Source organism: Pontibacter pudoricolor (genome assembly GCF_010092985.1).
In the GTDB taxonomy this organism is placed as follows: Bacteria; Bacteroidota; Bacteroidia; order Cytophagales; family Hymenobacteraceae; genus Pontibacter; species Pontibacter pudoricolor.
Genome location: NZ_CP048106.1, coordinates 1,648,648 through 1,661,582, shown reverse-complemented (window position 1 = coordinate 1,661,582; position 12,935 = coordinate 1,648,648). Strand labels below are relative to the sequence as shown.

14 protein-coding genes are annotated in these 12,935 nt (G+C 42.5%); 7 read left to right on the top strand and 7 right to left on the bottom strand.

The window, feature by feature from the left end; genetic code table 11:
- The first annotated feature begins 248 nt into the window (after positions 1 to 248).
- The 4 genes from GSQ66_RS07140 to GSQ66_RS07125 all read left to right on the top strand — a co-directional run bounded on the left by GSQ66_RS07140 (position 249) and on the right by GSQ66_RS07125 (position 3,301).
- Positions 249 to 1,052, top strand: coding sequence for a M57 family metalloprotease (locus tag GSQ66_RS07140; protein ID WP_162426830.1), 804 nt, complete (start codon positions 249 to 251; stop codon positions 1,050 to 1,052).
- A gap of 485 nt (positions 1,053 to 1,537) precedes the next feature.
- Complete coding sequence (locus tag GSQ66_RS07135) at positions 1,538 to 1,861, top strand: hypothetical protein (RefSeq protein ID WP_162426829.1); 324 nt, start codon at positions 1,538 to 1,540, stop codon at positions 1,859 to 1,861.
- A gap of 366 nt (positions 1,862 to 2,227) precedes the next feature.
- Complete coding sequence (gene mscL, locus GSQ66_RS07130) at positions 2,228 to 2,662, top strand: large conductance mechanosensitive channel protein MscL (protein WP_202923418.1); 435 nt, start codon at positions 2,228 to 2,230, stop codon at positions 2,660 to 2,662.
- 204 nt (positions 2,663 to 2,866) lie between these two features.
- Positions 2,867 to 3,301, top strand: coding sequence for a hypothetical protein (locus GSQ66_RS07125; RefSeq protein WP_162426828.1), 435 nt, complete (start codon positions 2,867 to 2,869; stop codon positions 3,299 to 3,301).
- 221 nt (positions 3,302 to 3,522) lie between these two features.
- On the opposite strand, the gene GSQ66_RS07120 is transcribed toward GSQ66_RS07125, so the two are convergent.
- The 3 genes from GSQ66_RS07120 to GSQ66_RS07110 all read right to left on the bottom strand — a co-directional run bounded on the left by GSQ66_RS07120 (position 3,523) and on the right by GSQ66_RS07110 (position 8,242).
- On the bottom strand, positions 3,523 to 3,714 hold the full coding sequence (locus tag GSQ66_RS07120) for a cold-shock protein (RefSeq protein WP_162345874.1): 192 nt from the start codon (positions 3,712 to 3,714) through the stop codon (positions 3,523 to 3,525).
- Positions 3,715 to 4,105: 391 nt separating this feature from the next.
- The gene (locus GSQ66_RS07115; RefSeq protein ID WP_162426827.1) at positions 4,106 to 6,544 is read right to left on the bottom strand and encodes a TonB-dependent receptor domain-containing protein; all 2,439 of its coding nucleotides are present in this window, start codon (positions 6,542 to 6,544) and stop codon (positions 4,106 to 4,108) included.
- Between the two features lie 819 nt (positions 6,545 to 7,363).
- On the bottom strand, positions 7,364 to 8,242 hold the full coding sequence (locus GSQ66_RS07110) for a DUF3575 domain-containing protein (RefSeq protein ID WP_202923417.1): 879 nt from the start codon (positions 8,240 to 8,242) through the stop codon (positions 7,364 to 7,366).
- Positions 8,243 to 8,589: 347 nt separating this feature from the next.
- On the opposite strand from GSQ66_RS07110, the gene GSQ66_RS07105 reads away from it, so the two are divergent.
- Entirely contained in the window at positions 8,590 to 9,303 is a 714-nt protein-coding gene (locus GSQ66_RS07105; RefSeq protein ID WP_238395854.1) for a LuxR C-terminal-related transcriptional regulator, read from the top strand.
- 82 nt (positions 9,304 to 9,385) lie between these two features.
- Here GSQ66_RS07105 and GSQ66_RS07100 read toward each other — a convergent pair whose 3' ends face one another.
- The 3 genes from GSQ66_RS07100 to GSQ66_RS07090 all read right to left on the bottom strand — a co-directional run bounded on the left by GSQ66_RS07100 (position 9,386) and on the right by GSQ66_RS07090 (position 10,842).
- Positions 9,386 to 9,595 carry a response regulator transcription factor gene (locus GSQ66_RS07100; protein WP_162426826.1) on the bottom strand — a complete coding sequence of 70 codons (210 nt, stop codon included), beginning with the start codon at positions 9,593 to 9,595 and terminating at the stop codon, positions 9,386 to 9,388.
- 163 nt (positions 9,596 to 9,758) lie between these two features.
- On the bottom strand, positions 9,759 to 10,202 hold the full coding sequence (locus tag GSQ66_RS07095; RefSeq protein WP_162426825.1) for a hypothetical protein: 444 nt from the start codon (positions 10,200 to 10,202) through the stop codon (positions 9,759 to 9,761).
- Between the two features lie 184 nt (positions 10,203 to 10,386).
- A complete protein-coding gene (locus GSQ66_RS07090; RefSeq protein WP_162426824.1) occupies positions 10,387 to 10,842 on the bottom strand; it encodes a YbhB/YbcL family Raf kinase inhibitor-like protein in 456 nt (151 codons plus the stop codon).
- 345 nt (positions 10,843 to 11,187) lie between these two features.
- Here GSQ66_RS07090 and GSQ66_RS07085 point away from each other — a divergent pair, with 345 nt between their 5' ends.
- Positions 11,188 to 11,652, top strand: coding sequence for an Hsp20/alpha crystallin family protein (locus GSQ66_RS07085; protein WP_238395853.1), 465 nt, complete (start codon positions 11,188 to 11,190; stop codon positions 11,650 to 11,652).
- Positions 11,653 to 11,804: 152 nt separating this feature from the next.
- Here GSQ66_RS07085 and GSQ66_RS07080 read toward each other — a convergent pair whose 3' ends face one another.
- Positions 11,805 to 12,086, bottom strand: a complete 282-nt coding sequence (locus GSQ66_RS07080; protein WP_202923416.1) for a hypothetical protein — start codon at positions 12,084 to 12,086, stop codon at positions 11,805 to 11,807.
- A 296-nt stretch (positions 12,087 to 12,382) separates the two neighbouring features.
- On the opposite strand from GSQ66_RS07080, the gene GSQ66_RS07075 reads away from it, so the two are divergent.
- On the top strand, positions 12,383 to 12,919 hold the full coding sequence (locus GSQ66_RS07075) for a c-type cytochrome (protein ID WP_238395852.1): 537 nt from the start codon (positions 12,383 to 12,385) through the stop codon (positions 12,917 to 12,919).
- Positions 12,920 to 12,935: the final 16 nt, after the last annotated feature.

The following is a 12,935-nucleotide window of genomic DNA, read 5'->3' as shown; positions in this document are numbered from 1 at the left end:
CATGTTACTTTAATACTAAAACCTTCCTTTATTATACTAATTAATAGAAATAAGTTTGGTATGTAGAAAACTTATAGTTGGCAGTTTATCAACCTGCGGTTACCCGGCTATACAACCGGAACTTAGGTAGCTACGGCTGTACTATAAAGCGACTTATTGCTTTAAACATACCTATAGTTTTGCCAGAGGTGGAGCAACCGGAATTTGTTTCACTTTTAATATATGTTTCACTTTAACACCTTAAACACATGAAAATTAAAAATTTACTCCTGCTGCCTGCTATGGTGGCGACACTTTTGTTCTCGTCTTGCGAGCAGAAAGAAGAAACAGCGGTAGCTGCAAACGAAGCTTCGGAAATGGCTCTGTCCAGAATTTCGCAGCTTGGCTTTAGCAAAGATAATGTACAGAAAGTAGAAGGCGGCTACCTGGTAGAAGGTGACATCCTGCTTACTGACAAAGATCTGAACCAGACTACTTTGGTGCAGGCCCTGCGCGTTGGCGAAGCTGAACAGTACCGCACTTCTAACCTGGTTAGCGTTAGTACGTCCCGTACTATTTATGTAGCTGTTTCTACCAGCCTTCCTTCTTCGTATGTTACAGCTGTTGATGAGGCTATCCGTCGTTACAATGCAGAAAACCTTCGCCTGAAGTTCCAGCGTGTATCCTCAGGTTATAACATCCTGATCACAAAAGCACCATCAGGTTCCTCTTACCTGGCGTCGGCTGGTTTCCCTTCAGGTGGTAATCCTTACAACAGAGTACAGGTTAACTCAGATTACCTTGGCTCGAACCCTGGTACAAATTACCTGGCTACAATCCTTGCCCATGAAATTGGTCACTGCATTGGTTTCCGCCACACAGACTACATGAACCGTGCATATTCTTGCGGTGGTTCTTACTACAACGAAGGTGCTTCTACAGTAGGCGCCATCCATATCCCGGGCACACCAACAGGTGCTGATCCAAACTCATGGATGCTGGCTTGTATCGGTTCTGGTGTGAACCGTTACTTTAACGCAAACGATAAAACTGCTCTTAATTACCTGTACTAAGCTCTACCTTTAGTACAGTTTTAAAGCCCCGGTTGATTCTGTCTTCCGGGGCTTTACTTTATATAGCTGTTGTACAGCCGGGGCTGAAAGTTTATAGTTTGAGGAGGCTTGCAGAACGTTCATCTACTAGCCTGGTAAATGCTTTAAAATTTGGCTGTTATGCATTGAATGATGGGATGTGTCTTAAAGAAAGGGTGCAGATTTTCGGAGCTATGTATTTGCTAATGATGGGCCATAGCTAACATGGTAGCTTTTAAGAATCGTGTTAATAATGTTTTAATTTTTACTATATATCCTTAATATATATCCCATTAGTGATAAAACATCGTACAAGGAAAATTAAAATAATAAGTAACAAAGTATAAAATAAACTCTGCCCTGATATGCGACTCGAAGAGTATTACATTGGAAAAGTAGTACCAGGGCATAGCTTGCTATATTCTAAAATTTGCCAGCCTGTATGCCACGCCGATTATAAAGCTGCTATGCTCAAATCCCTGGATCTGATAAACGAATTTCACCTGAAACATTGGTTGGTGGACTTCACTTCCAGCAACCTTACCCTCGAAGACCAGCGGTGGGCTGTGGAAACCTTCGGGCTGCTGATACGCGATAGTTTTGTAAAGAACATTGCGATGGTGCGACGCGAAGACATGTTCCTGGAGATGGCTGCCGAGAACATGCGTGATAAGATCTATGACATGTATGGACATATAAAAGAGCTGGAACATTTTGAAAGTATTCCGGCAGCACTTCAGTGGTTATGCCCTGGTCTTACCCCCGAACTGGTTGTTCAAGTCAATGTATAGTTGAGTAAGTCGTCTATTAAGAAATTTCGCATTCATACTGGCATAAGCCATTGACCTTTGCCGGTCACAATACTTTCCTGGAAATGACGCGCTTCAGAGGCAATTCCCTTTCAGATGATGGGTGTTGACTAATTCAGAGATGAACAAAAGCTATGGAACAGTAAGAAACAGATCCATTGGCTGATCTGCTTTACCTGCGCTTCGGTTCAGTGTTTAAAATCAGGAAAATATGGAATAAGAAAAGATCATCTGCTCAGAAAATACCTGTGTAAATGGTTGCTAATAAAATGATTATGCTATATTTACAAAAACCCATGTATCGTAAAAAGATGGGAATAATTAAAACAATATAAACGATCCTGATTTATGGGAATGATGAAAGAATTTAAGGAGTTCGCAATGCGCGGCAATGTAATGGACCTGGCAATAGGTATTATTATTGGTGCTGCATTTAGCGGATTGGTAAACTCCGTAGTAAATGACCTGTTTATGCCGCTTGTCGGGGCACTGATCGGCGATATGGACTTCTCGAATCTGTATGTGCCTCTGGCCTCGGAAGTGCCAACCGGGCTTGCGCTGGAAGAAGCCCGGAAGCTGGGAGCAGTATTTGCCTGGGGTAATTTTATTACCGTGTTGTTGAATTTTTTGATTTTGGCTTTCATCATTTTCATGATTATTAAAGCCATGAACCGCATGATGCGTAAAAAGGCCGCTGCACCAGATGTGCCGCCTGCACCAACCAAAGAAGAAGTGCTGCTTACCGAAATGCGTGACACGCTGCGCCAGATAGCTTCGAGGTAACAAAAATATAATACTGGAAACAGCTGGCTTCTATAAGGATAGGAGTCGGCTGTTTTCATTTATTAAGTTGCTTACCAGCAATTATCTATAGTTAAAGCATGATGCTTCTGAATCCGAAACGGATGATTAACCTGAAACTATAGCTGCAATTACTCACGCTTTGTGTGCAAGCATTACACCTATTTAGTACCTTTACAACGGTTCATGGCTTACCCTTTACGGATGTTATTACACAAAGACGGATTAATAGAACTTAAGTACGACGTTGTACAGGATATATTGTTTTTACGGTGGCCGGACATGAGCGGAATGACAATGCCTGAGATTGAATTTTCGTTGAAAAAGCTCATTGATACCCTCCGGCATTACGACATAAAAAACCTGCTGATAGACTCAAGAGAAAGTAAAGCTGATCTTGACAAAGAAGAACACCGGGCCCTCATGCTACGCTTTTCGGAGTACCTGACAAGCACAAGGCTGAAGAAAATGGCCCGACTGGCAACAACAGATCTGCACCGCGAAAACGTGGTTGATCATGCAGTTGAAGAAGCTACTAACCGCTTAGGCATTACATTTGAGTTCCGGAACTTTGCCGATGAAGCAGGTGCGCTGAAATGGATTCGGGAAGATCAAAATTAAGAACACTGTTTGCAGGCTGTTTTCCGAAGGCGCTACCTTTTCATTAATAACCTTCTGCCAATTTTTTCTTTTGGAAACAAGAATACTATACGTAGCGGCGCTTCTGTAAAAAAACAACCTATAACTATAGTTGCGAATAAACAATAAGGCTTGTACGCAAACAAAAAAGGCTTACCATATGGTAAGCCTTTTTTGGTGATGCTTGCATTTATATGTTTATACTAAGCACGCTTTACATTAACAGCGTTCAGTCCTTTTCTGCCTTCCTGCAATTCAAATGTTACTCTGTCGTTTTCTCTAACTTCATCAATCAATCCAGTAACGTGTACAAAGTACTCTTTTTCTGAATTTTCATCCTTGATAAAACCAAAACCTTTTTCGTTGTTGAAGAATTTTACTGTTCCGTTATTCATAATGTTGTTAATTTATACACCTACTACATTAAGCTTTTAGGAAATGTTCATATTTTTTTGAATTATTAAAATTTTATCCAAAAAAGGGCCTTTATTGGCTGTAAACGCATAAAAAATTTATGCACATTTTTATTTAGATGACATAAGCAGGTCATTAAAGCAGCTAATTAGTGGCAATAAGGGATAACAGTATGTACCAAAGTTTCTAAATTGATGGAATTACAATGCCGTTTTATTTTAGTATTTGCGCCTGCTTTAAAACCAACTATAGATTGCTGCTTTTTTATGTTGAACAGCGTAGGGGCCGCATAAATCTAAAGACCTGGCCGCTTACCTGAACAGGTAAAAGGCCAGGCCTCAGCATTTACAAACTTTAACTATTTACTTTTTATTAATTGCCGGTACGGTTCAGTTCTTCCAGGTTCACGTTGCGTTTTTTGCTTTCGAAAGCTTTGCCTTTGTTAAAATTGTAACGCAGGTGCAGTCTCAAACTTTGCATGCCATGGTACTGATCTATTTTGTTGGAGTTGCCATCAACCATCGTGTTTAGTTTAAGCTGGCGACTTCTGAAAATATCGGTTACGTTCATGGTCATGGTCAGCTTATCGTTCAGGAAAGAGCGCTTCAGGCCGGCATCAATCCACCACTGATCCTCAAACTCAAACAAACCATACACGCCCGGGCCCTGGTAGGTACCTGTTAACTCTAAACGCACTCCTTTTGGTAACGAAATGTTATTGCTGCTCTGAGCACTATAGCTAAACTGCTCTGTAGTTTCGGTAACTTCTCCAACCTTCACCGTAAAGTGCTGATAACCCATGCTCACATTGTTATTGATCTCCCATTTGCCCGGCAGCACACGAACTGGAGCTACAAGCGTTGCTTCAATATTCGTAAAGTCATCCATATTGCGACGCTCAAAAATAGTCTGGTTCTTCTCTTTATTGGACACCGGAACTTCGCCAATAAAGTCCTTGGTAACCGCGTAGCTTAGCGCCAGGTTGTAAGTCTGCTTAAACATCTGGGTAACCTCAAACGAGTTGGTGTATTGTGGTTTCAGGTAGGGGTTGCCAGTCGCAAGCGTGTTCGGGTCTATGTAAAAAACGAAAGGGTTCAGGTGGCCATAGTAAGGTCGGCTTATGCGGCGGCTGTACTTGTATCCGATCTGGTAGTTTTCGCTTACCTGCTGCTGCACAAATACGCTCGGGAAGAAGTTGAGGTAGCTGCGGTCGGGGAAATCGTTCAGCGTTTTGGAATCGCCTTCGGCAAAAGTCTGTTCAGCACGCAGGCCGGTTTGTAGTTTCCATTTTTCGCCGAAGCTTGTAGTATAGTTTACATAGCCCGCCAGTATATCTTCGGTAAAAATAAAGTGGCTGCTGCGCCCCAGATCTTTCGTTCTGATGTCGTCGTTTATCTCATAAAAGTTTAGCTCGTTATCCGAAATAACCTGGCTTAACTTGGCGCCCAGTTCTAATTTACCTTTTTTGCCCAGCTGTTTGGCAAAGTCTGTTTTAGCAGAGTAAATTTTATAGTTTGTCGGGTTTTCGGTTCCAAAAAGGTTTGTAAGGCCTGGTTCAGTACTGTTTATGCGCTTGTAGCTGTGCAACATACTGGTTTCCTCTTCATTACTGATTGTGGCAAAGTCTACATCTGCGCTGAGCGTAGTTCCGGTTTCATTCAGTTTACCAGTATAGTGTAAGTTAAACGTACTGTTATTGTAAATTCCATTTGCCGTTGAGGTAGAATGTATCAGTGTATCGTTGGCTGGGTTCATGTCCCGCAGAATCCCTGTTGTACCAAAAGTGTTGGTATACTCGGAGTACTGCAGGTTGGCAACTATACCAACGCTGTGTTTATCGTTCAGGTCATAATCAGTGGCCAGGCGCAACGTTGGCGAAACCCGGTTTCCATCTTCGAGACCATCCTGCGTCAGCGATTTTTTGCCTGTTTCGCTGTTAACAACACGTTCTGTTTCCAGGTCCCGGAAACGGGAACGGTTCGAAAAGTCAGCGTTAACGGAAGTGTTCCATTTGCCGTTTTTCAGGTTTACATTAGCGCCGGTTGTATACGTGTGTTGCTCGTTATACTGATAACCGGCATATACGCCACCGTTCAATCCGAACTGCTCGTTCTTTTTAAGGTTAATATTAATGATGCCTGACGTGCCTTCGGCATCGTATTTTGCAGATGGGTTGGTGATGATCTCCAGGTTTTTCAGGTTCTCTGCTGACATGCCCTGCAGCAGGTTTTGCAGGTCTTTACCGCTCAGGTAAGATGGCTTTCCGTTTAACAGTATCTGTACGCCACCTTTGCCGTTCAGGGTAATGTTTCCGTCCTGGTCTACCCAAACACCCGGCGACTTTTCGAGTACTTCGTACGCCGTGCTGCCGGTAGCAAGCGCCGTTCCTTCCACGCTTACCACCATTTTATCAGCCTCGTTAACTATAGTCGGGCGAAGTGCCTGCACGGTAACTTCTTTCAGCGCAGTAGCGTCAGAGGCAAGCTTTAGTTTTCCAAAGTCTTTGGCCATAGCGGGCCCCGAAATTTCGAAAGCTGGTGTCTGGAAAGTAGCGTAACCCAGGCTGTTGATTTTGAGCAGGTAGCTGCCTTTTGCCGGAGTTTTGATCCTGAAATTACCGTCCATGTCGGCAATGGCACCGGTAACTACAGCTTTTGTAGCCGCATCAAGCACAGCTACATTGGCAAACCCAATTCCCAGATCTTTATCGTCGGCTACTGTGCCGGTAAGTATGCCCTCTGTTTGAGCATAAGTGCTTGTTACAAAGCTGCAGAACAGCATAACAAGAAGGAAGTAGTACATCTTTTTCATAGTGTTATTTTGGCGTGTGTAAATTGATAATCCGATACAAATATATTCTAAGGTACTTTGTAATGCAAGGTACTATTTAAAAATTAGATGAACTATAGTTTTTTGCCTGCTAACATCCCTCGTTTCAGGACGAACAGAAGAGAGAATTTTGGTATTGGTTGAGCTAAAGATGAGGAAAGAAGTAGAGGGGTTGCCTGTACAGTAACTATAGTTTAAAGAATTTATCTGCTATAGTTATGATAGTGTGGTCTGGTGGAACCTATAGAGCTATAACTAAGAGTTAGATCGTGTGCCTGCTGAGCGGGTAATGAAGTTGTTTAGAGTTTATGGAGGAGAAAAACGAGCCATTGTTAGTGTTTTCACCATAGCCGTCAGGGTAAGCTGTTTCGGACAGCTGTGTCCGAGACTTTGTCTGCAGCGGACATCCTTGTCCGCATAAAAAGGAAGGCTGATCTACGGGGACTTGGAAGTTAGAGGCAGCGTGCTTTCGGACCAGGAAGCCCAAAAGAGCATTAAAACTGCTTAATTTTCTAAAAACTACGCTTAGCCTGGCGGCTATGGTGTTTTACCACCAATCCATTGAACCGGTTCCAATGCCTGCTGGTGAAAACACCATAGCATGGGCGTAACGCAAAGGCACATAAAATTCTAAACCGCTTCGATGAGTAATAGTTGTATAGATAAGCAGTACATCCAGTTGATTCTCTTAAAAAGTAAAGACCACCCTCAGTGGGGTGGCCTTTAACTAATAGGGTTTAAGCATAAAATCAGAGCGGAAGTATAGTGCCAGGTTCTAAAAGCTTGGGGTTCTTTTATCTCCTAGAAAGCTATACCCAAATTAAATCCGAAACCACGAAGTCCGCCAAACGGGGCATTTAATTTACCAAACATACCGTTGTCGTTTATGGTAGCGTCTAAGTATTTTCTGTCGCCGTTGCTGGCTACGTCTTCAATCTCTCTTTCCAGTTCGGCCTTATCTTCCTGCGGCATAGTGCTCAGGTCTGTTTTGGCAGTAAAGTCGCCTTTCATTTTACCATAGTGGCCACCAACTATATACCAGTCGAAGGTAACGCGTTTTGCTATCAGCCACTGAGCACCCAGCATTACCCCGCCACCAAAACCTGTGAGCTTGGCATTGATCGGTAGGTCGTATTCCAGACCTGCATCCCCTTCATACACATATAAATGCGTAAGGTTCATGGTTGTATAGCGCCCGTAAAGCGATGCATAAAAGCCTCTTGCGCCCGGCTTTTTACCTGTATAGAAGCGAACCTCACCAGTAATGGCATTAGATGAAAAGTTAGCCTCATCCAGGATCTTGCCAATCTCGTCGCCCTCTTCACCTTCTTCATCCAGATCAGCAAACTTAATTCCTTTATCTACCAGCGGAATGTCGCTCAGTTTGGTTTCCGGAAGAAAGCTGTAGCCACCAACCAATGTTATTTTGCGGGCGATAGCGCGCTCATAACTGAAACTATAGTTGCTGAAAGCCAGCGAAGACAGGTTCATTTTAATTCCATTCTTACGAAAGACCTCATTCACCTCAGGTGTGGTGGCAACAGGAGCGCTGTTTGGCAACGCAGTCTGTATAGTTGTGGTCGAATCAACTGAAAGAATTGGAGACGAAGCAGGATCATTTTGCGCTACACAAACTCCAGCGGAGAGGCAGCATAACAGGGTGGTAAACAGGTGTTTCATGCGCAGAGGGTTTTTTTAAGGGTGATACTGTTAGGAGTTGGTGGTAAACAGGTACTTATACTAAAATATATTAATAACGTTATATATGTTTTCTGGAATGTAAATAGCCATTATAAAAAAGGCCTTTTTTTATAGTTACATGCTACTCTTCTGAAATACAGTGATTTATTAATTATTTTTCATAGTTGGGATGCCCCGGAGATACCAAAGGTCAGGAGATTTATAAAGAATAGGAATACCTACTTCTGAGTATTTGTGATCTCTAAGTGGTATAGTTCGTAATTTATTTCACGGTAAAGTTTAAATTAAATATAATATATAGTATATTTATTTGTTATTAATCACATATGAAGCAAATTGTTTCTTTACCATCTACCAATAATAAAGAGATGACGCTCGAAGAACGCATTCAGCAAAAGATCTCTGAAGTTGCTGCTGTGGCCAATGATCTTCCGGCAGTCGTCATTGTCCTTAACTTTCAGAAAGGCATGACGGTGGAGTATATGTCGCCGCGCGGTACCAGAGAGTTAGGCTTTACACTGGAGCAGATTAGGGAAATGGGGGAGGAGTACCATGCAAGGTTCTTTAACCCGGAGGATAGCCCGGAGCAAATAGCAAAAGTGACAGACCTGATCAATAAGAACAGTGATGATGAGATTGCTTCGCTTTTTCAGCAAGTTCGCGCTTCCAAAGACCATTCCTGGGCCTGGCACCTTACAACTTTAAAAATACTGATGCGCGACGATGAAGGGAAGGTGTTGCTAACTATAGCCCTTGCTTTCCCGATAGACCCGCTGCACCATGTTACCTCGAAAGTGGCCCGCCTGCTCGAAGAGAATATTTTCCTTCGCAAAAACTATAACCGCTATGGCAGGCTTTCGGAGAGGGAACGCCAAATTCTGAAGCATATCTCGCTGGGTAAAAGCGCCTCCGAAAGCGCAGAAGAACTTTTTATTTCCGTATCTACGGTAGAAACGCATCGCCGTAACCTTAAAAAGAAGCTTGGGACCAGCTCTTTCTTTGAGCTTACCCAATACGCCCGCGCCTTCGACCTGATCTAAAAGTGCCTGTAATAAAAATGCGAGGTAACAATGTCACCCCGCATGGTCTTTCAAATAATCTAAACTTTAACTTCTAATCTCTTTAAGATATAACAGCCTCTTTGTAGGCCCAGTTTATAAGCTGGTAAGGGCTGACAAACCCTTGCTTTACAAGCATGTTGCGGATGTGCTTGCGGACGGTTTGCTCCGAGATGTGCATCTTAGAACTTATTTTAGCTTCTGAATAGCCATCTGCCAATAAAGCAAGCACCTTGCGCTCCCGGTCACTTAATATTTGTACATGTCTTTCCATACGGTAAGCTCCTGCAAATTCATTTTATACAGAATTATAAATATGAGCTTAAATTATACCAAGCGCAATACTCACTTTTGATGATTTTTTGCACTGAAACTGGTCCTGATTCCGGCTTACTATAATGGCGTATTACAAACGTAAAGATGTAAGAAACTATAGTTTAGATCGTATGTATAGTTGATGGCAGACGGTAAAACTGCAGGTTAGGAATGAGCCAGGCAAGAGCATCCTGCTCTGTTTCGAAAAGCTCTATACATTTATTTTTACCAAATATACGATATGCTTTCTCCCGCAACGATAGTAGCACATTATAATGAGCCGATTCGGGCAGCACGACTATAGCTATATATTTAATAGAGCTTAAGGAAAGCAGGAGCGCAAATTCCTCGGCCACCCATTTCTGGTCTGCCAGGGTGCGTGGCCGCAGTTGTTCGCTGTTCTGAACCCAACGTACTATATTGTTGCTGCTTATCAGACTATAGGTCTGCTTAAGACCGGCCATGTATTCATTATTGTTTACATCGCGCAGCCATTTGCCATACAGCAGTTTCTTATCAGCATCCATCCTGAACTCTATATAAGCAGATACCTCTTCCATTAGCATAAACCGGCAGGTTATAAGGAATTGTGAATTTTATTGAACTGGCACTACAGCTATCCGAAGCTAGGCTGCAACACAAGATACATATTTTATGCCAAAAAAATATAGGTAAATAGTTATTTAATTATAAAGTAAAACATTTATAACTAGTTACTAAACTGTAGTTTTGTCAGTTGGCTCAATACTTTTACTTCTTACTGTAAAGGCCCATCAATTCTCCTGACCCTATTACATGAAATTCCAGGGCTTTAAGCATTTGTTCGCGTGTGCTGCCTGCCGGTAAATCCAGTTTTATATCAAGCGCATACACCCTGAAAAAGTAACGGTGTGTGCCCATAGGAGGGCATGGGCCCTGGTACAGTATAGTGCCGAAATCGTTTTTGCCCAATACACCCTCTGCGCTGTTCTCCTCTATAGTTTGGCTGGGCGGAATGTTCCAGGCAAGCCAGTGTGTCCAGGTTCCGGAGGGTGCATCCGGGTCTTCCATCAATATAGCCAGGCTCACGGTTGCTGCAGGAATATTATCTAATTCCAACCCGGGGTTTACGTCGTCTCCGTCGCAGGTATACTGTTCCGGTATAGTTTCGCCGGCATCGAAGGCAGAACTTTTAAGATGGATTTTAACAGGCTTGACCGGTTCCATAAATAGCTTGGGTAAGAAGGTTAAGACTTATACTACATGGGTATGCTTTTAAATGCAACGCTACTTATGTATCGTAACTGATTTTAGCATCTTTACCTATACGGACACGAGGAGGTTTAAGCGGCTATTCCAACTATAACTTCGGATTTTTTAGCTACCAGACCAGGTTTAAGGATGAGCTATAGTTAATGTGCGTGCAGCAAGGACAGATCATAATCCAGCTATACTTTGGGACCGGCTATATTGGTTAAGCTAATACTTAACAACTTGTAAATGAGATCGTATAGAATTATGTATTAGCTATAACTATAGTATTAAATTATGTAAGCTAAAAAAGGAGGTGAAATGAAATCAATGACAAGAAGAGAGGAGAACAAACCGGCTCAACGCAGTATGTTCTCAAATTTCTTTACCGACATAGACCGTATGTTCGACGATGACATGTTCCTGATGCCGATGCACATGAGCCGTATGGGCAATGCCAATTTGCCTGCCGCCAACATCAGCGAAACAGACAAGGAATATTCCATCGACCTGGCTGTGCCCGGCATGAAACGCGACGACTTCAACATTGAGATCGATGAACACATGATCTCGATCAGTTGTGAGAAAGAGGAAAACTTTAAAGAGGACAAAGACAACTATAAGCGCCGCGAATACAACTATAGTTCGTTCAGCCGCTCTTTCCGCTTACCTGAAACTATAAAAGCCGATAACATTAAAGCGCAATACGATAATGGTGTGCTGCATATAAGAGTACCGAAAGCAGAGCAGGCCGTTCAGAAGAAAAAGCGCATTAATGTAGAGTAAACTATAGTTATCAGTGCTATAGTATAGTTTTTATGTAAAGTAACCTTAAGGGTACTAACAAATCAAAAGCCCCGGTCAGTTATGACCGGGGCTTTTGATTTGTTACGCCGCACACTATAATTTGTGGTTTTGTAACTATAAGAACAAACAGCTTATCTGCCTTTGTCTTTCTTGTCATGGCCCTCAACTTTTACAAGCTTATTATACACACCCAGTAAAAGGAAAGGAGCCGGCCACTGACCAACAAATAAGGCTTCATCATCTTTTTTCATAATCTTTAAAGTAGCAGAAACCGCCATTGATCCCAGTGCTGCCCATAAGAAAAGATCTGATGGTAATTTGGCAGTATATTCTTCAATGGTTCTGGCTACCGGGCCTTCTCTGTGCTCCGGGTTCATTCTGTCTGCTTTGTTTTTTAATTCTTGTGCTTCCATAGTTATCTTCTGGTTTATAGTTAAGTGTAATTGCTATAAAAAAACGGATACTGACTTTTAAAGTTTACGAATCCGGATAAATAGCCTCAAACAACGCAACGCTATTACTCCGCAACAGGCCTTTTAAGCGCTGGTTGCCTTCCGAAGCATTTGTAACCTGTTAAATATCTCTGAAAGATGATAAATGTCATTATTAAAAGAGATAAAGGTCTTTTAATATCGGGAGTATCAGACATACTTTTGTTCTGTAAACAATCACCAACTTATAGTTAAACGCTTACACTAAAATCAAAAAGATGAAAAATCAGAGTAAAACATTCCAAAGTCTGCTGAATGGCCAATTGTTGAGAGCTATGAAGATGGGAGCTGTAGCTCTATTTAGTGGTACATTACTTTTCAGCTGCTCATCAGGTGAAGCCGAAACTGCTGCTGTAGAAAATGAATCAGAAAGTGGTTTGGCACACGAAGCTCCAGCTGCCCCTGCTGAAGATAATGGCAAAGGAATAGGCCCTGTTACAACAGTAGAAGTAGGAGCCGATATTGACCAGGCTTTAGCTGATAACGGTAAGTCTATTTTCGAAGGAAAATGCTCTGCCTGCCACCAGCTATCTGACCAGAAAGTAGTAGGACCAGGCCTTGCAGGAGTTACTGAACGTCGTCAGCCGGAATGGGTAATGAACATGATCATTAACCCTGAGGAAATGACCAAGAAAGATCCGGAAGCAAAAAAACTGCTGGCTGAGCACTTAACCCAGATGACCAACCAGAACGTGACCGAGCAGGATGCCAGAGCCATTTTGGAATTCCTGAGACAGAATGACAAAAACAGCTAAGAGCATTTAAATTCAA

What these genes read in the sequence shown, in the direction of transcription:
- GSQ66_RS07140 (WP_162426830.1), top strand. Translation starts at nt 249, where the DNA reads ATGAAAATTAAAAATTTACTCCTGCTGCCTGCTATGGTGGCGACACTT.
- GSQ66_RS07135 (WP_162426829.1), top strand. Translation starts at nt 1,538, where the DNA reads ATGCTCAAATCCCTGGATCTGATAAACGAATTTCACCTGAAACATTGG.
- mscL (WP_202923418.1), top strand. Translation starts at nt 2,228, where the DNA reads ATGGGAATGATGAAAGAATTTAAGGAGTTCGCAATGCGCGGCAATGTA.
- GSQ66_RS07125 (WP_162426828.1), top strand. Translation starts at nt 2,867, where the DNA reads ATGGCTTACCCTTTACGGATGTTATTACACAAAGACGGATTAATAGAA.
- GSQ66_RS07120 (WP_162345874.1), bottom strand. Translation starts at nt 3,714, where the DNA reads ATGAATAACGGAACAGTAAAATTCTTCAACAACGAAAAAGGTTTTGGT.
- GSQ66_RS07115 (WP_162426827.1), bottom strand. Translation starts at nt 6,544, where the DNA reads ATGAAAAAGATGTACTACTTCCTTCTTGTTATGCTGTTCTGCAGCTTT.
- GSQ66_RS07110 (WP_202923417.1), bottom strand. Translation starts at nt 8,242, where the DNA reads ATGAAACACCTGTTTACCACCCTGTTATGCTGCCTCTCCGCTGGAGTT.
- GSQ66_RS07105 (WP_238395854.1), top strand. Translation starts at nt 8,590, where the DNA reads ATGAAGCAAATTGTTTCTTTACCATCTACCAATAATAAAGAGATGACG.
- GSQ66_RS07100 (WP_162426826.1), bottom strand. Translation starts at nt 9,595, where the DNA reads ATGGAAAGACATGTACAAATATTAAGTGACCGGGAGCGCAAGGTGCTT.
- GSQ66_RS07095 (WP_162426825.1), bottom strand. Translation starts at nt 10,202, where the DNA reads ATGCTAATGGAAGAGGTATCTGCTTATATAGAGTTCAGGATGGATGCT.
- GSQ66_RS07090 (WP_162426824.1), bottom strand. Translation starts at nt 10,842, where the DNA reads ATGGAACCGGTCAAGCCTGTTAAAATCCATCTTAAAAGTTCTGCCTTC.
- GSQ66_RS07085 (WP_238395853.1), top strand. Translation starts at nt 11,188, where the DNA reads ATGAAATCAATGACAAGAAGAGAGGAGAACAAACCGGCTCAACGCAGT.
- GSQ66_RS07080 (WP_202923416.1), bottom strand. Translation starts at nt 12,086, where the DNA reads ATGGAAGCACAAGAATTAAAAAACAAAGCAGACAGAATGAACCCGGAG.
- GSQ66_RS07075 (WP_238395852.1), top strand. Translation starts at nt 12,383, where the DNA reads ATGAAAAATCAGAGTAAAACATTCCAAAGTCTGCTGAATGGCCAATTG.